General features: G+C 58.5%; 17 protein-coding genes and 1 riboswitch. Of the genes, 8 read left to right on the top strand and 9 right to left on the bottom strand.

The features are described 5' to 3' along the window. The first annotated feature begins 80 nt into the window (after window positions 1-80). Window positions 81-557, top strand: a complete 477-nt coding sequence (locus tag LDN84_RS09540) for a MarR family winged helix-turn-helix transcriptional regulator (RefSeq protein WP_223911707.1) — start codon at window positions 81-83, stop codon at window positions 555-557. On the opposite strand, the gene LDN84_RS09535 is transcribed toward LDN84_RS09540, so the two are convergent. The 7 genes from LDN84_RS09535 to LDN84_RS09505 form a co-directional block, all read right to left on the bottom strand. Further along, a complete protein-coding gene (locus tag LDN84_RS09535; protein WP_223911704.1) occupies window positions 554-1,507 on the bottom strand; it encodes an NAD(P)H-dependent flavin oxidoreductase in 954 nt (317 codons plus the stop codon). The genes LDN84_RS09540 and LDN84_RS09535 overlap by 4 nt on opposite strands. Window positions 1,508-1,588: 81 nt before the next feature. Beyond that, window positions 1,589-2,755, bottom strand: a complete 1,167-nt coding sequence (locus tag LDN84_RS09530) for a M14 family metallopeptidase (RefSeq protein WP_223911701.1) — start codon at window positions 2,753-2,755, stop codon at window positions 1,589-1,591. Window positions 2,756-2,979: 224 nt separating this feature from the next. Next, on the bottom strand, window positions 2,980-4,770 hold the full coding sequence (locus LDN84_RS09525) for an acyl-CoA dehydrogenase (RefSeq protein WP_223911698.1): 1,791 nt from the start codon (window positions 4,768-4,770) through the stop codon (window positions 2,980-2,982). 89 nt (window positions 4,771-4,859) lie between these two features. Next, entirely contained in the window at window positions 4,860-5,795 is a 936-nt protein-coding gene (locus tag LDN84_RS09520) for an electron transfer flavoprotein subunit alpha/FixB family protein (RefSeq protein ID WP_223911695.1), read from the bottom strand. 10 nt (window positions 5,796-5,805) lie between these two features. Beyond that, window positions 5,806-6,555 carry an electron transfer flavoprotein subunit beta/FixA family protein gene (locus tag LDN84_RS09515; protein ID WP_223911692.1) on the bottom strand — a complete coding sequence of 250 codons (750 nt, stop codon included), beginning with the start codon at window positions 6,553-6,555 and terminating at the stop codon, window positions 5,806-5,808. Between the two features lie 196 nt (window positions 6,556-6,751). Further along, window positions 6,752-8,020 carry a mechanosensitive ion channel family protein gene (locus tag LDN84_RS09510; RefSeq protein WP_223911688.1) on the bottom strand — a complete coding sequence of 423 codons (1,269 nt, stop codon included), beginning with the start codon at window positions 8,018-8,020 and terminating at the stop codon, window positions 6,752-6,754. After that, on the bottom strand, window positions 8,013-8,966 hold the full coding sequence (locus LDN84_RS09505; protein WP_223911685.1) for a histone deacetylase family protein: 954 nt from the start codon (window positions 8,964-8,966) through the stop codon (window positions 8,013-8,015). The genes LDN84_RS09510 and LDN84_RS09505 overlap by 8 nt, the downstream gene beginning before the upstream one ends. A gap of 42 nt (window positions 8,967-9,008) precedes the next feature. Between LDN84_RS09505 and LDN84_RS09500 the strand changes: the two genes are divergently transcribed. From LDN84_RS09500 to LDN84_RS09480, 5 genes are all read left to right on the top strand, one after another. Beyond that, window positions 9,009-9,929 carry an AAA family ATPase gene (locus tag LDN84_RS09500; RefSeq protein ID WP_223911682.1) on the top strand — a complete coding sequence of 307 codons (921 nt, stop codon included), beginning with the start codon at window positions 9,009-9,011 and terminating at the stop codon, window positions 9,927-9,929. A 13-nt stretch (window positions 9,930-9,942) separates the two neighbouring features. After that, window positions 9,943-10,905, top strand: a complete 963-nt coding sequence (locus tag LDN84_RS09495; protein ID WP_223911680.1) for a DUF58 domain-containing protein — start codon at window positions 9,943-9,945, stop codon at window positions 10,903-10,905. Next, a complete protein-coding gene (locus LDN84_RS09490; protein ID WP_223912894.1) occupies window positions 10,905-12,911 on the top strand; it encodes a transglutaminase TgpA family protein in 2,007 nt (668 codons plus the stop codon). The genes LDN84_RS09495 and LDN84_RS09490 overlap by 1 nt, the downstream gene beginning before the upstream one ends. Window positions 12,912-13,023: 112 nt before the next feature. Further along, window positions 13,024-14,184 carry a lytic murein transglycosylase B gene (gene mltB / locus LDN84_RS09485; RefSeq protein ID WP_223911677.1) on the top strand — a complete coding sequence of 387 codons (1,161 nt, stop codon included), beginning with the start codon at window positions 13,024-13,026 and terminating at the stop codon, window positions 14,182-14,184. A 152-nt stretch (window positions 14,185-14,336) separates the two neighbouring features. Beyond that, the gene (locus LDN84_RS09480) at window positions 14,337-14,492 is read left to right on the top strand and encodes a DUF3096 domain-containing protein (protein ID WP_223911674.1); all 156 of its coding nucleotides are present in this window, start codon (window positions 14,337-14,339) and stop codon (window positions 14,490-14,492) included. On the opposite strand, the gene LDN84_RS09475 is transcribed toward LDN84_RS09480, so the two are convergent. Next, window positions 14,451-16,088 carry a diguanylate cyclase domain-containing protein gene (locus LDN84_RS09475; RefSeq protein ID WP_223911671.1) on the bottom strand — a complete coding sequence of 546 codons (1,638 nt, stop codon included), beginning with the start codon at window positions 16,086-16,088 and terminating at the stop codon, window positions 14,451-14,453. The two genes, LDN84_RS09480 and LDN84_RS09475, sit on opposite strands and share 42 nt — an antisense overlap. Window positions 16,089-16,224: 136 nt before the next feature. Then, window positions 16,225-16,920 (bottom strand): phosphatase PAP2 family protein, encoded by a 696-nt coding sequence (locus LDN84_RS09470; RefSeq protein WP_223911656.1) that lies wholly within the window; start codon window positions 16,918-16,920, stop codon window positions 16,225-16,227. Window positions 16,921-17,137: 217 nt separating this feature from the next. Beyond that, a riboswitch (TPP riboswitch) is annotated at window positions 17,138-17,239 on the top strand. A 121-nt stretch (window positions 17,240-17,360) separates the two neighbouring features. Here LDN84_RS09470 and thiC point away from each other — a divergent pair. Beyond that, a complete protein-coding gene (gene thiC, locus LDN84_RS09465) occupies window positions 17,361-19,238 on the top strand; it encodes a phosphomethylpyrimidine synthase ThiC (protein WP_223911654.1) in 1,878 nt (625 codons plus the stop codon). 685 nt (window positions 19,239-19,923) lie between these two features. Next, window positions 19,924-20,148, top strand: a complete 225-nt coding sequence (locus LDN84_RS09460; RefSeq protein ID WP_223911651.1) for a hypothetical protein — start codon at window positions 19,924-19,926, stop codon at window positions 20,146-20,148. Window position 20,149 lies beyond the last annotated feature (1 nt).

The raw sequence follows: 20,149 nt of genomic DNA, 5'->3' as shown, positions 1-20,149 counted from the left end.
TTATCAGTGTACTGATGATAAGTGTAATGATAAAATTCAACCCACAAATCAGGGTATTCCCTAAACTTGAAGAAAAAATCATGATCCCAACTGCCGTACACGTCGACCAGATTCCAGGCCATGCCATCCGCCGACTGCAGCAAATTGCGGTGGGCATCTTTCACCAGGAAGCGCAAGAATTCGGCATGACACCGGTGCAGTACGCGGTGTTGCAAACCGTGCACAACCACCCTGGCACGGATCAGCGCACGCTGGCGGGCCTGATCGCGCTGGACACCTCCAACACCGCCAGCGTGGTGGATCGACTGGAGGCACGCGGCTTGATCACCCGCCAGGTGTCGCCACAAGACCGGCGCGTGCGGCTACTGGAATTGACGCAAGAGGGGGAGAAGTTGTTGCAAGACGTGATTCCGTGTATGGAACGTGCCCAGCAGCGTATTCTGGAACCCTTGAGCCCAATCGATCAGATCGAATTCATGCGTTTGCTCAACTTGCTGGTCAGCGAAAGCAAAGACTTCAGCCGGGTGCCCAGTGAGGCCGGGAAAAAAGAAAATTAAGCGAGCAAGCGCTGCCGCGCCGCGGCATATTCCCGTTTGAGCCGCGCCACCAAATCCGCGGTGCTTTGCACCTCGGTGATGAGGCCAATGCCTTGACCACATCCCCAGATATCCTTCCAGGCTTTTGACTTGTCACTGCCAAAATTCATTTGCCCCGGATCACTCTCAGGCAAATGCTCCGGGTCCAGGCCCGCGGCGCGGATACTGCAGGCCAGATAGTTGCCGTGTACCCCGGTGAACAGGTTGCTATAGACAATGTCATCCGAATTGCTGTCCACCACCGCCTGCTTGTAGGCCTCTGCTGCACGGGCCTCGTGGGTGGCAATAAAGGCGGAGCCAATATAGGCAAAGTCGGCACCCATGGCTTGTGCTGCCAGCACCGCGCCACCGCTGGCAATCGAGCCACTCAGGGCCAGCGGGCCATCAAACCACTGGCGAATTTCCTGCACCAGGGCAAACGGGCTCTTCACCCCGGCATGGCCGCCAGCACCCGCCGCCACGGCGATCAGGCCATCGGCCCCCTTCTCTACCGCCTTGTGGGCGTGCTTGTTGTTGATGACATCGTGCAGCACCACACCACCGTAACTGTGCGCCGCTGCGTTGATGTCTTCGCGTGCACCCAGACTGGTGATGATGATCGGCACCTTGTACTTGACACACAGCGCCATGTCGTGTTCCAGCCGGTCATTACTTTTGTGCACGATCTGGTTGATGGCAAACGGGGCGGCGGGCTGCTCAGGGTGAGCTGCGTTGTGGGTCGCCAGGGCTTCGGTGATCTCGATCAACCACGCTTCCAGTTGCTCAGCTGGCCGTGCGTTCAGCGCTGGCATAGAGCCCACTACACCAGCGATGCACTGGGCGATCACCAATTTCGGATTGCTGATGATGAACATGGGCGAGCCAATCACAGGAAAAGGCAGCTTGCTTAACCGGGCAGGCAGTCGGGTCATGGTGTCCTCCTCACTCATCAAAGAAAAATAGGCTTCAAGTCCTTGTGAAACAAGCGCAAGCAGCTATCAAAATAGTAACATCTATTGGCCAGACCAACCACGCAGACGATCAAGCACCGCCCACACTGGCAGCAAAACGCTGCCGCCCAGGTGCTTGGAGCGCTCGCCGTTCCAACCCACGTGTGAATCAGGCCAATGGGCGTTGTCCTTGAACGGCATCTCTATCGTGAAGGCCAAGCAGTCAAACTGCTGACCGATCCAGTTGGTGGCCAGGGTCATGTTGGCTTCGCCGTGTTTGCCGCGCGGGTAACCGTATTCCGTCTGAAAATCCGGGCTGGCCGCCAGCCAGCTGGCTTTGAAGGCCTCTTCCAGAGCTGCGATACGCGGGCTATAACCCGGCGTGTCTTCGGTGCCGGCAACAAAGTTGTAAGGCAAGCCTTCGTCACCGTGGGCATCCAAGTTCAAATCAACACCAACCGCCAGCATTTTCTGACGCACCCAATACACCTCAGGCGATTTCTCCAGGCTGGGCGCGGTCCATTCGCGGTTCAGGTTGGTCCCGGCTGCGTTGGTGCGCAGGTTGCCACGCACCGCACCGTCGGGGTTCATGTTGGGTACAACGTGGAACACACATTGATCCAGCAACACCCGTGCGACCGGATCCGCATCGTCCAGCAGGCGCTCCAGAAAACCCTCAACAAACCACTCGGCCATCGATTCACCAGGATGCTGGCGGGCCATCAGCCAGATCTTCTTTTTCTGTGCCAGCGGTATCGCGCTTTGGGCGTGGGTGATGCGCAACAGCGTCATGTCCCGACCGTCCAGTGTGCTGCCCAGGCGCTCCAGCGTCACATGTGCCGAACTGGCCGCAGAGCCGATCAAATCCAGATGCCGTTCGTACGAATACGGCTCAAAGTAGGCGAAGTAGACACTGTTGCTCTGGGGTATGAAGTCCACCGTCATGACCTGGCCGTCAAACCCGGTATCCGTGCGAAACCAATTCTGGTGGTCGTAGCTGCAGGCTATCCGGTAGCCATCCCAACCCTTGGGATAGGCACTTTGGCCCGCATTCAAAAACCGCAGGCGCACCGGCACACCAGCCGCCCCGTGCAAGCAGAAGTAAAACCACTGGGCAAAATCGCTGGCGTTGTCGTGGCGGATGTTGAGCTGAATGTCTTGCGGGTCTAGCAGACTCACCACATCAATGGCACCGGCATCAAACTGGCTGGAGATATGGAGCAAGGTCATGGTGAGAACTCCTGGAAAAGCCTGATTGAAAATGGCAGAGGTTGGCGGCCATCCATGCATCCAAGTCCGTTCGGAGTCGGCACCAACAATCTTCAAACAAAATAGCCTCCAGCGCTTTTTAATCAAGCGCAGGAGGCTATGTAATCAATAGCAAAAAGACAGCTAGCCGCAAAGGTTAGCACCAAACTGGCAGAAACCTGCCATACAGCCGAATACGTCGGGGATCAGAACGCCTCCAGCGCCAAAGCCGTGACACAGGCCGCACCTTCCACAATGCTGTCACGCAAGCCCGGCACTTTGGTCAACAAATGATCCGCATAGAAGCGTGCGGTGATGATCTTGGCCTGCATAAAAGCCACATCCTCACCCTTGGCTACTTGCTCCTGTGCCACCAACAAAGCCCGTGCCAATTGCCAACCAGCCATCAGATTGCCGGTGAGCATCAGGTAAGGCACGCTGCCCGCAAACACATCGTTCGGATGTGCCTTGGTGTTGCCCGCCACAAAGTCCACCACGTCAATGAAAGCCAGGCGGGCCGCTTTCAGGCGGCGTGCCATGGCAGCGGCGTCCGCACTGCCACTTTGCAACAAATCGGCTTCGCAGGCTTCAATTTGACCGGCCAGCGCCTTGGCAGTTTGACCACCATCGCGGCTGGTCTTGCGACCCACCAGGTCGTTGGCTTGGATGGCGGTGGTGCCTTCGTAGATGGTCAAAATCTTGGCATCGCGGTAATACTGGGCGCAACCGGTTTCTTCGATGAAGCCCATGCCGCCGTGTACCTGCACACCCAGGCTGGTGACTTCCAGGCTCATCTCGGTGCTGTAGCCCTTGATCAGCGGCACCATGAACTCGTAGAAGCTCTGGTTTTGCTTGCGGGTTTCAGCATCTTCGTGGTGGTGGGCTGCGTCATAGGCGGCAGCGGCCACGCTGGACAGCGCCCGGCAGCCTTCGGTGTAGGCACGCATGGTCATCAGCATACGTTTCACATCCGGGTGGTGAATGATCGGGCCTGCGGCGGGCAGCGAGCCATCGACCGGGCGGCTTTGAATACGCTCTTTGGAGAATTCCACGGCCTTCTGGTAAGCCCGCTCCGCAATCGCAATGCCTTGTACACCCACACCGTAACGGGCGGCGTTCATCATGATGAACATGTATTCCAGACCCCGGTTTTCCTGGCCAACCAGGTAACCGACCGCGCCACCGTGGTCACCGAATTGCAGCACTGCGGTGGGGCTGGCCTTGATGCCCATCTTGTGTTCGATGCTGACGCACTGCACATCATTGCGCGCACCCAGTGAGCCGTCGGCATTGACCATGAACTTGGGCACCACAAACAGGCTGATGCCTTTCACGCCTTCGGGGGCACCGTTGACGCGGGCCAACACCAGGTGGATGATGTTCTCGGCCATGTCATGCTCACCCCAGGTGATGAAGATTTTGGTGCCGGCAATCTTGTACGTGCCATCGGGCTGGGGTTCGGCCTTGGTGCGCACCGCCGCCAGGTCACTGCCAGCCTGCGGTTCGGTCAGGTTCATGGTGCCAGTCCATTGGCCACTGACCAGTTTTTCCAGATAGGTGGCGTTAAGTTCTTCGCTGCCAGCGGTCAGCAGGGCTTCAATCGCACCGTCGGTCAGTAATGGGCACAGGGCAAAACTCAAGTTAGCCGAGTTTTGCATTTCACCCACGGCAGAACCAATGGTTTTGGGCAGGCCCTGGCCGCCAAAGTCCACCGGGTGTTGCAGGCCTTGCCAACCGGCTTCGGTGTATTGTTTAAAAGCATCTTTGAAACCGGGCGTAGCCGTAACCACACCATCTTTCCAGCTGGTGGGGTTTTTGTCACCTTCCCAGTTCAGGGGGCCAAGGACGTTTTCATTGAATTTGGCGGCCTCTTCCAGCACGGCTTGGGCGGTGTCAAAACCGGCATCTTCCATGCCAGGCAATTGGGCAATCTGGTCAATGTTGGCCAGGTATTTCATGTTGAACAACATGTCTTTGACGGGGGCTTTGTAGCTCATGACGTTTCTCCAAAAATGTTCAAACCAGTCGAGCTGGTGCTCAGACGAAAAAAAAGGGCATCCAGATGGATGCCCACAGGAGTTGGCTTTTAAAGGGCAGCCACCAGTTCAGGCACAGCCACAAACAGATCAGCCTCCAGCCCATAGTCCGCCACGCTGAAGATCGGGGCTTCGGGGTCTTTGTTGATGGCCACAATCACCTTGCTGTCTTTCATACCGGCCAGGTGCTGAATCGCACCGCTGATGCCCGCTGCAATGTAGAGCTGGGGCGCAACAATCTTGCCGGTCTGGCCCACTTGCAAATCGTTGGCAGCGTAGCCTGCATCCACCGCCGCACGGCTGGCTCCAATGGCCGCACCAAGCTTGTCGGCCAGCGGTGTCAATACTTCGGCAAACTTCTCTTGTGAGCCCATGGCACGGCCACCGCTGACGATGATCTTGGCTTCGGTCAGTTCCGGGCGGTCATTCTTGGCGATTTCGCTGCCCAGGTAGGTGGTGCTTGCGGGTACTGCCACGGCAGCTACAGTTTCAATAGCTGCTTGCGCTTGTGCAGATTGCGCTGCAGCATCAAAACCTGTACCCCGCACGGTGATGACCTTGATGGCATCGAGGCTTTGTACTGTAGCGATGGCGTTGCCAGCGTAGATCGGGCGCTCAAAGGTGTCAGCACTGATGACTTTGGAGATGTCAGAGATTTGTGCCACATTGAGTTTGGCCGCCACGCGTGGGGCAACGTTTTTACCGGCTGGGGTGGCAGCAAACAGCAAATGGCTGTAGCCGGAGGCCAGGGCAACAATCTGGGCAGTCAGGTTCTCAGCCAGACCGTGGGCCAGGGTGTCGGCTTCGATGTGCAGGACTTTGCTGACACCGGCGATCTGGGCCGCTGCTGCTGCGGCGGCTGCGGCGTTGTGACCAGCTACCAGCACATGCACGTCACCACCACATTGGGTGGCTGCGGTCACGGTGTTGAGGGTGGCGGCCTTGAGGCTGGCGTTGTCGTGTTCGGCGATTACGAGATTGGTCATTTTGTGTTCCTCAGATGACTTTGGCTTCGGTCTTGAGCTTGGCAACCAGTGTGGCCACATCGGGCACTTTGATGCCGGCACTGCGCTTGGGCGGCTCGGTGACTTTGAGGGTTTTGATGCGCGGGGCGACATCCACACCCAGGTCTTCAGGCTTGACCACTTCCAGCGGCTTTTTCTTGGCCTTCATGATGTTGGGCAGTGTGACGTAGCGGGGTTCGTTCAGGCGCAGGTCAGCGGTGATCACAGCCGGCAGGCTGAGGCTGAGTTTTTCGCTGCCACCATCGACTTCGCGCGAGGCGATGAGTTTGCCGTCCACCACTTCGACCTTGCTGGCAAAGGTGGCTTGGGGCAAGTCGGCCAGGGCGGCGAGCATTTGGCCGGTCTGGTTGCAGTCGTCGTCAATGGCTTGTTTGCCCAGGATGATCAGGCCGGGTTGTTCTTTGTCAACCAGGGCTTTGAGGAGTTTGGCTACCGCCAGGGGCTGCAGGTCTTCGTTACTTTCCACCAGGATGGCACGGTCGGCACCGATGGCCATGGCGGTGCGCAGGGTTTCTTGGCACTGGGTGACGCCGCAGGAGACGGCGATGATCTCGGTGGCCACGCCTTTTTCCTTCAGGCGCACGGCTTCTTCGATGGCGATTTCGTCAAACGGGTTCATGCTCATTTTGACGTTGGCGGTGTCTACACCCGTGTTGTCCGACTTCACTCGGATCTTCACGTTGTAGTCCACTACACGCTTGACGGCGACCAGGACTTTCATGTTGTCTCTCTCCAGAAAAGTTAAAAAAATAAGCAACTCTTGCCTTGTGACACCGTCAAAATGATTGACGTGCACGTCAACTAAGCATTCTATTCGGATGCCTTTGCAAGGCTGGATTGTCACCATGACATTCCGCAAATAAATCAATAATAGAACGACCGTGCTTTTAATTATAGGCACGAAAACTGCCACCCGGCTACTTTGGAATTTGATGGATCACTCGCTGCGGAAAAGGTATTTCAATACGATGTGCACGCAGCAAACGCAAAATCTCCAGATTGATGAGGGAACGCAGGTTGTCACTGCCATTTTGCGGGTCACCAATCCAGTAGCCCAAGCGGAATTCCAGACCGTCAGCACCAAAAGCCATCAAGCCGACCGAAGGTGCAGGAGTAGTCAACACACGGGCCTGCTGGGTAGCGGCTTGCAACAACAAGCGCGAGACCAGGTCAACATCGCTGTCATAACCCACCGACACGTTGGTGGATTGCCATATTTGGGGGTCCGCCAACGAGAGGTTCTCAACCCGGCTGGTGATCAACATCTCGTTGGGCACAATGGACTCGCGCCCGGCCAGTGATCGGATCACGGTGTAGCGCGCATTAATTTCGGTAATCACCCCATTAAACCCATCGACCTGTACGCTGTCGCCAATACGCATGCTGCGTTCGGCCAGGATGACAAAACCACTGACGTAATTGGCGGCCAGTTTTTGCAAGCCAAAGCCAATGCCCACACCAATGGCCCCGCCCAGCACCGACAAAGCCGTCAAGTCAATCCCGACAGCAGACAAAGCCAGCAACAAACCAATGAACATCAGCAATGCCCGGGCCGCATTGCTGAAAGCCTTGCGCAAACTCAATTCACCACCGGTGGCACGGCGCAGCAACCTGGACTCGATCGCCGAAGATATCCACAGCGTAATGATCAGCACCAAGCCCGCAGTCAGCGTGCCCTCAATAATCTTGCGCACCGACAGGGTACTGCCACCAACCTTCCAGCTGATTTGATCCAACTCATCCATCACCAAGGGGAGAAAACCGCTGACCCACAACACCATGGCCAACCAGGCCACCCATGAAATGGTGCGCTCCAGCAGCCGGATGAGCGGGGTCTCGCTGAAAGCCGCTTGCAGCACCTTGACACCCAGCCGTATCACCAGCAGTGACAACAGCACCGGAATTGCCAGATTAAACAAAGCCAGCGGCACATGGTTGTGCATCAACAATTTGCGCGCCACATAGGTCAGGCACAACCACAGCGCCGGGAACAACACACCGTCCACCACACGCCGGCCAAACATGATGGTGTTGTTTCCCGGCTCAACAAACGACTTGCTTAACAGCCGGGTGAGCTGCCAGGCCAACAACACACACATGGCCAGAACACCCAGCTCCAGGAGAACACTGGCCTTGCTCAGGGCTTGCAGCCAGCCCTGCAGGTCCGTAAATACCGGCTCAGACATCAGCCAGTACCCGAATGTGCGCCTCCACACTGCGCGCCAGCGGGCTCATCACATACCCCCCTTCCAGACAGCTCACGATGCGCCCTTTGGAATGGTGACGGGCCACATCCATGATGCGACTGGTGATCCAGGCGTAATCCTGTTCGACCAGTCCAAGCTGGCCCATATCGTCTTCACGATGGGCATCAAAACCGGCACTGATAAAAATCATCTCGGGCTTGAACTCCTCCATGCGCGGTATCCAGCTGGCCTCGATCAGCTCGCGGATGGCCATGCCTTTGGTGTAGGCCGGTACCGGCAGATTCACCAGATTTTTGGCATTGGAATGGTTCCAATCCGTCGGGTAAAACGGGTGCTGGTAAAAGCTCACCATCAAAATACGCTCGTCACCTTTGACAATGTCTTCGGTACCGTTACCGTGGTGCACATCAAAGTCCACAATCGCCACACGATGCAGGTTATGCCGCTCCAGCGCATATTTGGCAGCAATGGCCACATTGTTGAAAAAGCAAAAACCCATGGCTTCGTTGTGGGTGGCATGGTGGCCCGGTGGGCGAATGGCGCAAAACGCATTGGGCATCTCGCCAGCCATCACCGCGTCAGTTGCATCAATGGCCGCACCCGCCGAATGTAGTGCAGCATTCCAGGTGTGCATGTTGATGCTGGTATCGGGATCAATTTGCAAATGGTCTGCGCCACCGGCATCAATCTGTTCTTTCAGTTCGGCATTCAGGCCACGAATCGCCGCCACATACATACGGTCATGCGCCAGTTCAATGTCTGAAGTGGCAGCAGCCGTCGCCGTGCGGTGCTCCAGGGCAATGCTCAAACCGGAGGCCATCAAACGGTCATCAATGGCATCCAGACGCTCCGGGCACTCAGGGTGTCCCGGACTCATTTCATGTTTGCGACAGCTGGGGTGGGTAAAGTATCCGGTCATCGTCATACGCAGTCATCTCCTTCGAAGTAATTTTGGTAAGGTTAGCCCATGAATACACAACAAAAACTTACAGCGCTTGTCAGTCAGCTTAACACGGTGATCGTGGGCAAGCTTGACCAAACGCAAGACTGCGTGGCTTGCCTGCTGGCCGGTGGCCACCTGCTGATCGAAGATGTTCCCGGTGTCGGCAAAACCACCCTGGCCCATGCCTTGGCACGCACTTTTGGCCTGCAGTTTTCACGCGTGCAATTCACCGCCGACCTGATGCCCAGCGACCTCTCGGGCGTGTCGGTGTATGAGCGCGGGCAGGAAAAATTTGTCTTCCATCCCGGACCGCTGTTTGCCCAGGTGCTGCTGGCCGACGAGATCAACCGCGCCAGCCCCAAAACCCAAAGTGCACTGCTGGAGGCCATGGAAGAAAAACAGGTCACGATTGAGGGCGAAACCCGCCCCCTGCCCACACCGTTTTTTGTCATTGCCACCCAAAACCCGCACGACCAGCTGGGCACTTACCAGTTGCCGGAATCACAACTCGACCGGTTTTTGATGCGTATTTCATTAGGCTACCCCAACCGCATGGCTGAGCGGCAGCTGCTGACCGGCGCGGACCGGCGCGAACTGGTGGATCGGCTACCCAGTTTGCTGAGTCTTCCTGAGCTACAAAAATTGCAGCAGCTTGTGCTTGAAGTACATGCCTCAGAGCCTCTTTTGGACTATGTACAAGACTTGATTGAGGCCACCCGCTCGGGCCGCTGGTTTGTGCAAGGCCTGAGCCCACGAGCCGGCATTGCGGTGCTGCGTGCGGCCAAGGCCCGTGCCCTGCTCAACGGACGTGATTTTGTCGCCCCAGACGATGTGCGTGCCATTCTGCCGCAAACCATTGCCCACCGGCTGGTGCCCGTGGCCGATGCCGGACGGGGGGCAGTTGCCCAGGTCAGCGCCATGCTGGATGCGGTGGCCATTTCCTGAAGCGGCGTGCGCCATGCGTTGGCTCCATCCCCTGCGTTTTCTGAAAAACCGCTTTGCCAAGTGGCTGCAAAACCGCATGCCGCTGGCTGACCGCATCACACTGAACCAGCGCAACGTCTACATCATCCCGACCCGCGCCGGGTTGATGCTGGCGGTGACGCTGATGGTGTTGCTGCTAGCCTCCATCAACTACCAGCTCAATCTGGGCTACCTGCTGACCTTTCTGCTGGCTGGCTGTGCGCTGGTGGCCATGCATGTCGCACATGCCACGCTGCGTGGACTCACTATGCATTTGGAAGCACCTGACGCTTGCTACATGGGCGCTACAGCCCAATTTGTCATACATCTTCAAAACACCCGCAAAAGCCCACGCTTTGGCTTGTCAATGTCGGTGCAAGACACCGGACACTGGGTTGACACCGATGTGGGTGCCCAGGCCAGCGCCACGGTACAACTGGCGTTCAAACCGCCCCGGCGCGGGCTGCAGCACTTGCCCACCCTGACGCTACAAACCTTGTTCCCGCTGGGCACCTTCAGAGTCTGGGCCATTTGGCGGCCTGCGGCCCAGGTGCTGGTGTACCCGGCCCCTGAACAGCATGCCCCCCCACTCCCCACCCACGGTAGCGAAGAAGGTCATCAAGCCAGCCCGGCCGTCCACACCCTGGGCGAGCCCGATGGTCTGCGCCCCTACCGACGGGGTGATGGCCTGAAAACCATCGTCTGGAAAAAAGCCGCCAAAACCGGTGAACTGGTCAGCCGCGAACATACCAACCTGCAAACTCGCACGCTGGTGCTGGAACCACAACTGACCCAGCTTAGCCAGACCGAGGCCCAACTCAGCCGTCTGTGCGCCTGGGTCTTGCTGGCGGAAAAACAAGGCGTGCGTTACGGCCTGCGCATTGGCGGCCACAACCTGGCCCCAGCCAACGGTTTAACCCATCAACAGCGCTGCCTGCAAGCGCTGGCCCTGGCATGATGTGGCGCGCCCTCACCCGCCTGCCGCGAGACGGCCGCGACACGCTGTTTCTGCTGGCCGTGATCACCTGGGTGGCGCTGCCGCTGATCCAGCAGGTGCCTCTTTGGTGCAGCCTGATGGGCGCAGCGGTGATTCTGTGGCGTGGTTCGCTGGCCTGGCGGGCCCTGCCGCTGCCCGGCACCGCCTGGCGTTTGGGCCTGCTGGCGCTGGCCGTTGCGGCCACCTGGATGAGCTACCGTACCCTGCTCGGGCGTGATGCGGGCGTGACCCTGGTGGTGGTGTTGCTGACCCTGAAAACCCTGGAGTTGCGTGCCCGCCGGGATGCGTTTGTGGTGTTTTTCCTGAGCTTCTTTCTGATGCTGACGCAGTTTTTCTACTCACAATCCCTGCTCACTGCCACCGCCATGTTGCTGGCGCTGTGGGGGCTGCTGACGGCGCTGGTCAACGCCCACATGCCGGTGGGCAAACCGCCGCTCTGGCAAGCAGCACGTATGGCGGGCCAGATGACCCTGCTGGGCGCACCGATCATGCTGGTGCTGTTCATGCTGTTTCCACGGCTGGCCCCGCTGTGGGGCTTGCCTGGGGATGCGATGACCGGGCGCAGCGGTTTGTCCGCCAGCATGTCGGTGGGCAACATTGCCAGCCTGGCGCTGGACGACAGTGTGGCCATGCGCCTGCGTTTCACAGGTCAACAACCCGAGCCGACCCAGATGTACTTTCGTGGCCCGGTGCTGACACAGTTTGATGGCAAACGCTGGACAGCCATGCCGTGGCCGGATGCTGACCTCCACCCAATGCCAACCCAGCTGGTGGTACAGGGTGAGCCACTGAACTATCAAATCACCCTGGAGCCCAACCAGCAACCCTGGCTGCTGACGCTGGATGCCACGCCCCAGCCCCCCAAAGTGCCCGGCAGCACCCCGCGCATGACCCATGATTTGCAATGGGTGTTGACCCGCCCGGTGACCGAGTTGCTGCGTTATGAGGCCACCAGTTACACCCGCTATCTGGCCGATGTTGATGCGCCACGTACCCAGCTGCGCCCCAACCTGAGGTTGCCCCTCGGCTTCAACCCACGCACCCAGGCCTGGGCCCAAGAGTTGCAACAAAGCCACCCCGACCCCGCAGCACGTGTACAAGCCGTACTGCAGCACCTGCGCACCGGCGACTACCTCTACACCCTGGAACCCGGCTTGTATGGCCGTGACAGCGCCGACGAATTCTGGTTTGACCGCAAGCTAGGGTTTTGTGAACACATTGCGGCGGCCTTTGTCATTGTCATGCGCGCCAGCGGCATTCCAGCACGGGTGGTCACCGGCTACCAGGGTGGCGAGCGCAACACGCTGGACAATTTCTGGACGGTGCGCCAAAGTGATGCCCACGCCTGGGCCGAAGTCTGGCTGGCAGGCCGGGGCTGGGTGCGGGTTGACCCCACGGCCGCGGTGGCCCCTGGGCGCACTGGCAGCTTGCAACGCCTGCAAACACCACGTGGTGCCCTCACCAGCGCCTTGTTGGGCAGTGTCAGCCCGGCCTTTGCCCTGAATATGCGGGCCGCCTGGGATGCGGTAAACAACCGCTGGAACCAATGGGTGCTCAACTACACCCAGCAACGCCAGCTGGATCTGCTGAAAAACCTGGGCTTTGAATCGCCCGGCTGGGAAGACCTGCTGTACATCCTGTGGAGCATCGTGGTGGTGGCCAGTCTGGCCAGCGCCGCCTGGAGCGCCTGGGAACGCCAGCGCCAGGACCCCTGGCTGCGTCTGCTTGTGCGGGCGCGCAAAGCCTTTGCCCACGCCAAGTTGCAGCTCCCCCCACAAAGCACGCCGCGCCAGTTGATAGAGCTGTGGCGCCAACACCCCAGCCTGCAGGCACGCTATCCTCAATTACGCACCTGGTTGCTGCAACTCGAAGCGCTACGCTACAGCCAGCCCAAGCCCCAGCAAGCCGCATCATTCAAACAACAGTGCCATGCCCTTGGGCGGCAACTCAAGCGCATGGGACGCTGAAACATGCATGATTTTTGGCCCCCATGGCTTCACCCTCAGAATTCAGCCCCCGAAATGCCCCAAAATCCGTGCAGGTTGGCGACGTGCACCCACCTACTGAAAAGGACTGCCCTTGCCATCTTTTGAACTCCGCTGGCCCCAGCGCCCTCGTTTTATCCCTACCCTGACCAGCCTGCTGCTGGCCGCGGTCTGCGCCAGCAGCCTGGCGGCGACACCCACGGTGCAGAAAACCAGCGCAACCAAGCACAAACACAAGCCAGCCAAAGCCAAACACCGCCTCGCTGCCCCCTCACCGCTGCCCGGCCCCAGCTACGCACAACGCGCCGATGTCATGCTGGCCGCCGAAGACATGGCCCAGCGCCGTAACCTGGACCCGGCATGGGTGCGCCAGACCCTGGCGCAAGCACACTACATACCGGCCATTGCCAAAGCCGTTACCCCGCCCGCCGTAGGTGTGGCCAAAAACTGGCAGGCTTACCGCAGCCGCTTTGTCGAGCCCATTCGCATCCAGGCGGGGGTGGCTTTCTGGCACACCCATCGTGACGAACTGGTGCGTGCACAAGCCCAAACCGGCGTACCGGCCGAAATCATCGTCGGCATCCTCGGGGTGGAAACCCTCTACGGCCAGCAAAGCGGCAACTACCGCGTGATCGACGCCTTAACCACACTGGCCTTTGACTTCCCCACCAGTCACCCGCGCGCGGCCCAGCGCAGTGCCTATTTCAAAGACGAGCTGGAACAGTTTCTGAGCCTGTGCTCACGCAGCAGCCGTGACCCACTGGGCATCAAGGGCAGCTACGCCGGAGCCATGGGCTGGCCACAGTTCATGCCCTCCAGCTGGGTCAAATACGCGCTGGACTTTGATGCCGATGGCGTGGTCGACCTGATGAACAGCCCGGCCGATGCCATCGGCTCGGTGGCCAACTATTTCAAGGCCTACGGCTGGCAAACGGGTCTGGCCACACATTTCCCAGTAGCCTTGGATGTGTCCAGACTCGACATGGATGCGTTGCTGGCCCCCGATATCCTGCCCACCTTCAGTGTGGCGAGTTTCCAGGCCAAGGGCGCGGTACTGACTGGCGAAGCCCTGCAACACACCGGCAAGCTGGCGCTGATCGAACTACAAATGGGCAACGCGCCGCCGATGTATGTGGCAGGCACCGACAACTTTTATGTCATCACACGCTACAACTGGAGCAGCTATTACGCCATGGCGGTGATTGAGCTGGGGCAAGCCGTCAAGCAGGCCATGAGTGCGGCGTCCGGCCATTAAGACTGCTATATCATTCATAGCTTCTTACGCTTATTTATAGGGCACCAGAGCCCATTTTTATATCCATTTACCATTCACCATCCAACAGCGCCTTCGCAGGCCATTTCGCTGCGAGAATCAGCCTCTCTTTTGACCTCAAGGCATTGACCCACATGAACATTCACCTCAGTCTGACACCCCTGATCTCTCTCATGGCCGGTATTCTGGTGCTGGTGATGCCCAAACTGCTGAACCTTATCGTGGCCATCTACCTGATTGCGGTCGGGCTAATTGGTTTGTTCGGTCTCGGGTCGTTGCGCATCTCCTGATGTCGGCATCAACTCGAAGCGACTCAGCTCAGAGGCATCGGCCCAACAAAAGCGGCCACGACCATCCACCTTGGCGCGGTACATGGCTTGATCGGCGGCATTGAGCATTTCTTCTGCTGAACTGTAGCCATTCCTCACGGCCAAGCCTATGGACACCCCAAGCGTACGGGTCTGCCCAGCCACCCTGACCGGGGTTTTGAACACCTCAAGACATTTGCCAGCCACACATTCAGCCACCGATTTGGCGTTGTCATGCAGGTCAGACAACAACACCACAAACTCATCGCCCCCCACACGGGCCACGGTATCCACCCGGCGCAAGGTGCTCGTCAAACGGCTGGCAATTTCACGCAGGGCGGCGTCCCCCGCCTCGTGCCCAAGCCCGTCATTGATGGCTTTGAAACCGTCCAGATCCAGGTACAACAAGACCACTTTGTGCTGATGACGCTGGGCCCGATCAAAGGCCGCCTGCATCTTCTCCGCCAGCAGCTGGCGGTTAGGCAAGCCGGTGAGCTTGTCGTGATGCGCCAGGTATTGAAGCTCTCCACGGCTTTCGATCAGCTTGGACAAGACGCGGTTGAAGGCGACCGTCATGTGACCAACCTCGTCATTACGAACCACGGGCAAAGGTTCCAGCGGCAATTCCCCCTGCGTCATACGGTCAGCATGCTCGGCAGCACGGCGCAACGGGCGCAGCAGGTAACGCAACACTACCATCATGACCACCACAATAAACGCCAGCAGCACCAGCGAATTCACTTTCATGAAATGCTGCAGGCGAGTCACAGGCGCAAATGCTTCCTTGGTGGGCTGGTGCGCCACCACTAACCAGCCACTAAGAGGTACCACCGCAACAGCAGTCAACTCTTCCACACCAGCTGGGCTGATGCCGATGCCCGAAAGACTGCGGTTGGCTGGGTCATGCTGCTGGTACAGACCCTTGCCTGGTGTTGCCATCAAGGCGGTATCACTGTCCGAAGCCCCCACAATCAGCTTGTCACGCGGTGAAACCAGCACCAGACCCCCGGTGGTGCCGATATGGATAGCATGCAGTGCTTCCAAAAAATTACGCGACTCCAGGGCCGACACGCCCACCAGCACACCAGTGACCTGACCAGCAGGGTTACGCAACGGCAGCGCCATCGGCAGTACCGGCACCTGCGAGGACGGGGCTTTGAAAGGACGGCCCACCACAAACTCACCTTTCACCGCCTGCTGAAAGAAATCCTCATCCGCCAGATCATGTCCCAACTGCGGTGCCATATCTGGCTGTCGTGACAGCGCCCGCCCTTGTGGATCAATCACCAGCATGCCCTCTGAAAACAGCCCCCCGATGTGTTGGCGTTCTTCCAGCCAGGCCTCCAGTTGTGGCGCGTTTCTGAGCAGCTTGTCGGGAATACGGCTGGCAGCCCGCTGCAGAAACTCACGCCGCTCCATCAGGTTGTGATCCACTTCACGCGCAGCATAGTTGGCAAGTGTGACCAACTGCGCGCTGGACTGCGCCGCAATGTCCTCACGCAAGTAATTGCCCAGAAAAACAATTCGCCCGATGGTGGCCATCGCCAACAAAGCCACGCCGATCAAAATCAGGCGCATGGTGATGCTTTGAAAATTCAGAAAGCGAAACATACGTATAGTTTTAATTAACAAGCCGCACAAACAAGAAAGATTGAGTATCTGTAACGCTTTGTAAAAAAATTCGCATAAGCTGAAGTTTACCTATCGAAATGACTCACCCGGTACTGAATGGCTTGCCCTTTAAGTCAGACGCTGGTTGTCTGGCCGTTCGCGCATGATGCTCACGCATCATGTCGGTACGGGTGTAGGGTTTGGCGTGTCCAGACAATTGCAATGCCGACCAGGTCACCAGTGAATGTGTGGGAAGTTGGGGGGTTTGGAAGGGTGCAAGCACCAGCCATGCCAGCACGACCATAGGCACATACTGATTCCAGCTCCCTCGCGGCAGGCCTTTGTGCGCGATGGCCATGGCGCTTGCCGTGCTGCCCAGCAAAAGGCCCGCGATCACCTCAGAGGCCGAATGCGCCCCAACCGCTACACGCGATACACCAACCAGAAGCACCAAGGCAAAACTCAAAAACACGGCCAGCTTTTGCCAGCCTTGCGGAAAACGCGAGGCCAGTGTCGCCACCAACAGGGGAACGATAGACGCTGCAAACATGGCGTGCCCAGAGACACCGGTGAAGTTGAATCGGGCACTGCCAATTCCCCAGCCAATAAACGCGATCTTGGAGGCCAAGGTAATGAACGCTGCGATCAATAACGTCTGTAGCCACCTGACGGCCAGCAGCCGTGTGCCATCAGACCGGATCAACACCAGACAGACCCCTAATGCTGCGGGCAGCAGGTATTGCACCTCCCCCAAGCGGGTAATAAGGTGCCAATAATTCGAAAAAAATGGAATGCTCACAGACATGGCATAAAAATTTTGCAAGATGCTCCCGCAACATCACTTCAGTGTGCAGCAACTACGGTATTCACCGGCCCGCCCCAAGCATGACAGAGATTTCAATTTTTTCGACCTGACCTGGCGCTATACCCACATCGTTCATTTTGGTAATTCAAGGGGTGGGCACACGCACGGTCTGCCGTTGCACACTTTGTTGACAGACAACATCGCGTAAACTTCGCCCCGCCCGGGGTGCGCTGTGATGGCGCTGAGATGGTCAACCAAACCCGCGAACTTGATCCGGTTCATACCGGCGTAAGAAGAGCCAGACGTGTGTTGTATTGCCTTGCCCGGTCACCCGGAGTTTCACGGGCATCGAACCGTCCACCCTGTTCTCCAGGTTTGCTGACGTGATTGACTGTTCTTCGGAGCTGTTTTTCAATCTTTCAGGAGACCTTGCCATGAATGCCCCCGACAAATTCAGCCAGTTGATGCGCTTGACGCGCGAGCCCTTGCCCGCCTCGCGCAAAATTTATGTGCCCGGCACGCAAGCCGACATCCGGGTGCCGATGCGTGAAATCATGCAAAGCAACGGCGAGGCGGTGCGGGTCTACGACACCTCCGGCCCCTACACCGACCCCAGTGCCGAGATCGACGTGCGCCAGGGCCTGCCGCTGGTACGCAGCCGCTGGATCGAGGCTCGCGGTGACGCCGAGGCCTACCCTGGGCGCACACCGTTTGCGCTGGACGATGGCCTGAAACATGGCGAGTCCGAAACCCTGGCTGCGCTGCGTTTGCAGGCTGCCGGGTTGCAGCGCACACCGCGCCGCGCCAAGGCCGGGGCCAATGTGTCGCAAATGCACTATGCCCGCCGCGGCATCATCACGCCCGAGATGGAATATGTGGCCATCCGCGAGAACCAGCAGCAGGCCTGGATGGAACCCTACCAAGGCAATGCTGAGCGCGAGGCCCGGTTGGCCGGCAACAGCTTTGGAGCCAGCATCCCGAAGGTGATGACACCGGAGTTTGTGCGCGACGAGGTGGCCCGTGGCCGTGCCATCATTCCCGGCAACATCAACCACCCCGAAGTGGAACCGATGGCGATTGGCCGCAACTTTCTGGTCAAGATCAATGCCAACATCGGCAACTCGGCGGTCACGTCGAGCATCGAGGAAGAGGTGGAAAAACTGGTGTGGTCGATGCGCTGGGGCGCTGACACCGTGATGGACTTGTCCACCGGGCGCAACATCCACACCACGCGCGACTGGATTTTGCGCAACAGTCCAGTGCCGATTGGCACGGTGCCGATTTACCAGGCGTTGGAGAAGGTCGGCGGTATTGCCGAAGACCTGACCTGGGAGATCTTCCGCGACACGCTGATCGAGCAGGCCGAGCAGGGGGTGGACTACTTCACCGTGCACGCCGGTGTGCGGCTGGCCTTCATTCAGCTGACCGCCCAACGCATGACCGGCATCGTCTCGCGCGGCGGCTCGATCATGGCCAAGTGGTGCATTGCGCACCATCAAGAGAATTTCATCTACAGCCACTTTGATGAAATGACCGAGATTCTGAAGGCCTATGACGTGAGCTACTCGCTGGGCGACGGCCTGCGCCCCGGCTCGGGGGCCGATGCCAATGACGAGGCGCAGTTTGCTGAATTACGCACCCTGGGTGAGCTGACGCAAAAAGCCTGGCAGCAGGATGTGCAGGTGATGATCGAAGGCCCTGGCCATGTGCCACTGCACATGGTGCAGGCCAACATGACCGAGCAGCTCCAACACTGCCACGAAGCTCCGTTCTACACCCTGGGCCCGCTGACCACCGACATTGCGCCGGGCTATGACCACATCACCAGCGGCATCGGCGCGGCCATGATCGGCTGGTTTGGCACCGCCATGCTGTGCTATGTGACCCCGAAGGAGCACCTGGGCCTGCCGGATCGCGACGACGTAAAGGTCGGCATCATCACCTACAAGATTGCCGCCCATGTGGCCGACGTGGCCAAAGGTCACCCCGGCGTGCGGGCGCGGGACGACGCGCTGTCCAAGGCGCGTTTCGAGTTCCGCTGGATGGATCAGTTCAACCTGTCGCTCGACCCCGATACGGCGCGCAATTTCCACGACGAGACGCTGCCCAAGGACTCGTCCAAGGTGGCGCATTTCTGCTCAATGTGTGGCCCCAAGTTCTGCTCCATGAAGATTTCGCAGGAGGTGCGCGACTACGCCAAAGCCGAGGGGGTCAGCGACACGCAGGCGCTCAGCGCTGGCATGCAGGCCAAGTCACAGGAATTCAGGCAGCGCGGCGGAGAAATCTACATTCCGGTCAAGGCCGTGCCATAACAAGCCGTTGACGAAAATCACAACCCCTTGACCCTGTGCCCCTGGGCATGACCTGGGGTGCTCTTGAGCGGTCAGAACGCGTTTTCGTCCACTTGTGTACACGTCCAATCACAGCGGGTCACCACCTGTAGCCAGACACCTGTCTTGGGTAATTCATAGTGATAAAAATAGGCTGTAGCGCTTATTCCACAAGCGCTATAAGCTATTTAAAAAATAGCAAGCTACCAAAGCACAACCTGTGCCATGGCCAATTGATTTCCTGACACCATTGGCTGTGCCAGCTTTCGGACCTCGGAATCAACATTTCCAGCAGTCGCTGTGCTTCACTTCTGCAGCCGAACACATATTGCAAGCCGCATTCGAGCTGGCCCACCCAGTTCGCCCACATCACCAAGTGGATTGGTGTCCGGACATGAAACTTCGCCATGCGCCTGAAGGAGGTGGGACACACCCGCTGCAACGGATGCACGGCATGAGCGACCAAAGGGTATGTGGTTGACTCAATTCAAATCCATAAAGTCACACAACTGCAATTTTTCACACATAGCATTGACGCACCTGACCCAGTAACTGCGGCATGCCAACACACCCTCATCTGTCGTCGCAAACGTCCTTGAGCGGTGGTATCCCTTGTCTCGTCGTGCCTGGTTGGGTTTGTTTTGTCACCACATTTTGGATGCTCACTATGCACATCTCTGAATCCCCCATTCCCAACCATCACGCAGGCAGCACTGCCAGCCACCCTTATGCCAACGCCGCCAAGCGTGGCACCCTGATTGTGGTCAGCACGTTGCTGATGTGCCTGACGCTGAGTGCCTGCGGCGGCGGCAACAACATCAGTGCTGACGGTGCCAGCAACAGCAAGCTCGGCTCCGAGAACAAGACCCGCGAGGTGCGCTGCGCGCGCTGAC

Source organism: Rhodoferax lithotrophicus (assembly GCF_019973615.1).
In the GTDB taxonomy this organism is placed as follows: Bacteria; Pseudomonadota; Gammaproteobacteria; order Burkholderiales; family Burkholderiaceae_C; genus Rhodoferax; species Rhodoferax lithotrophicus.
Note: the sequence above shows the minus strand (reverse complement) of the source record. Positions and strands in the feature narration are given on the sequence as shown.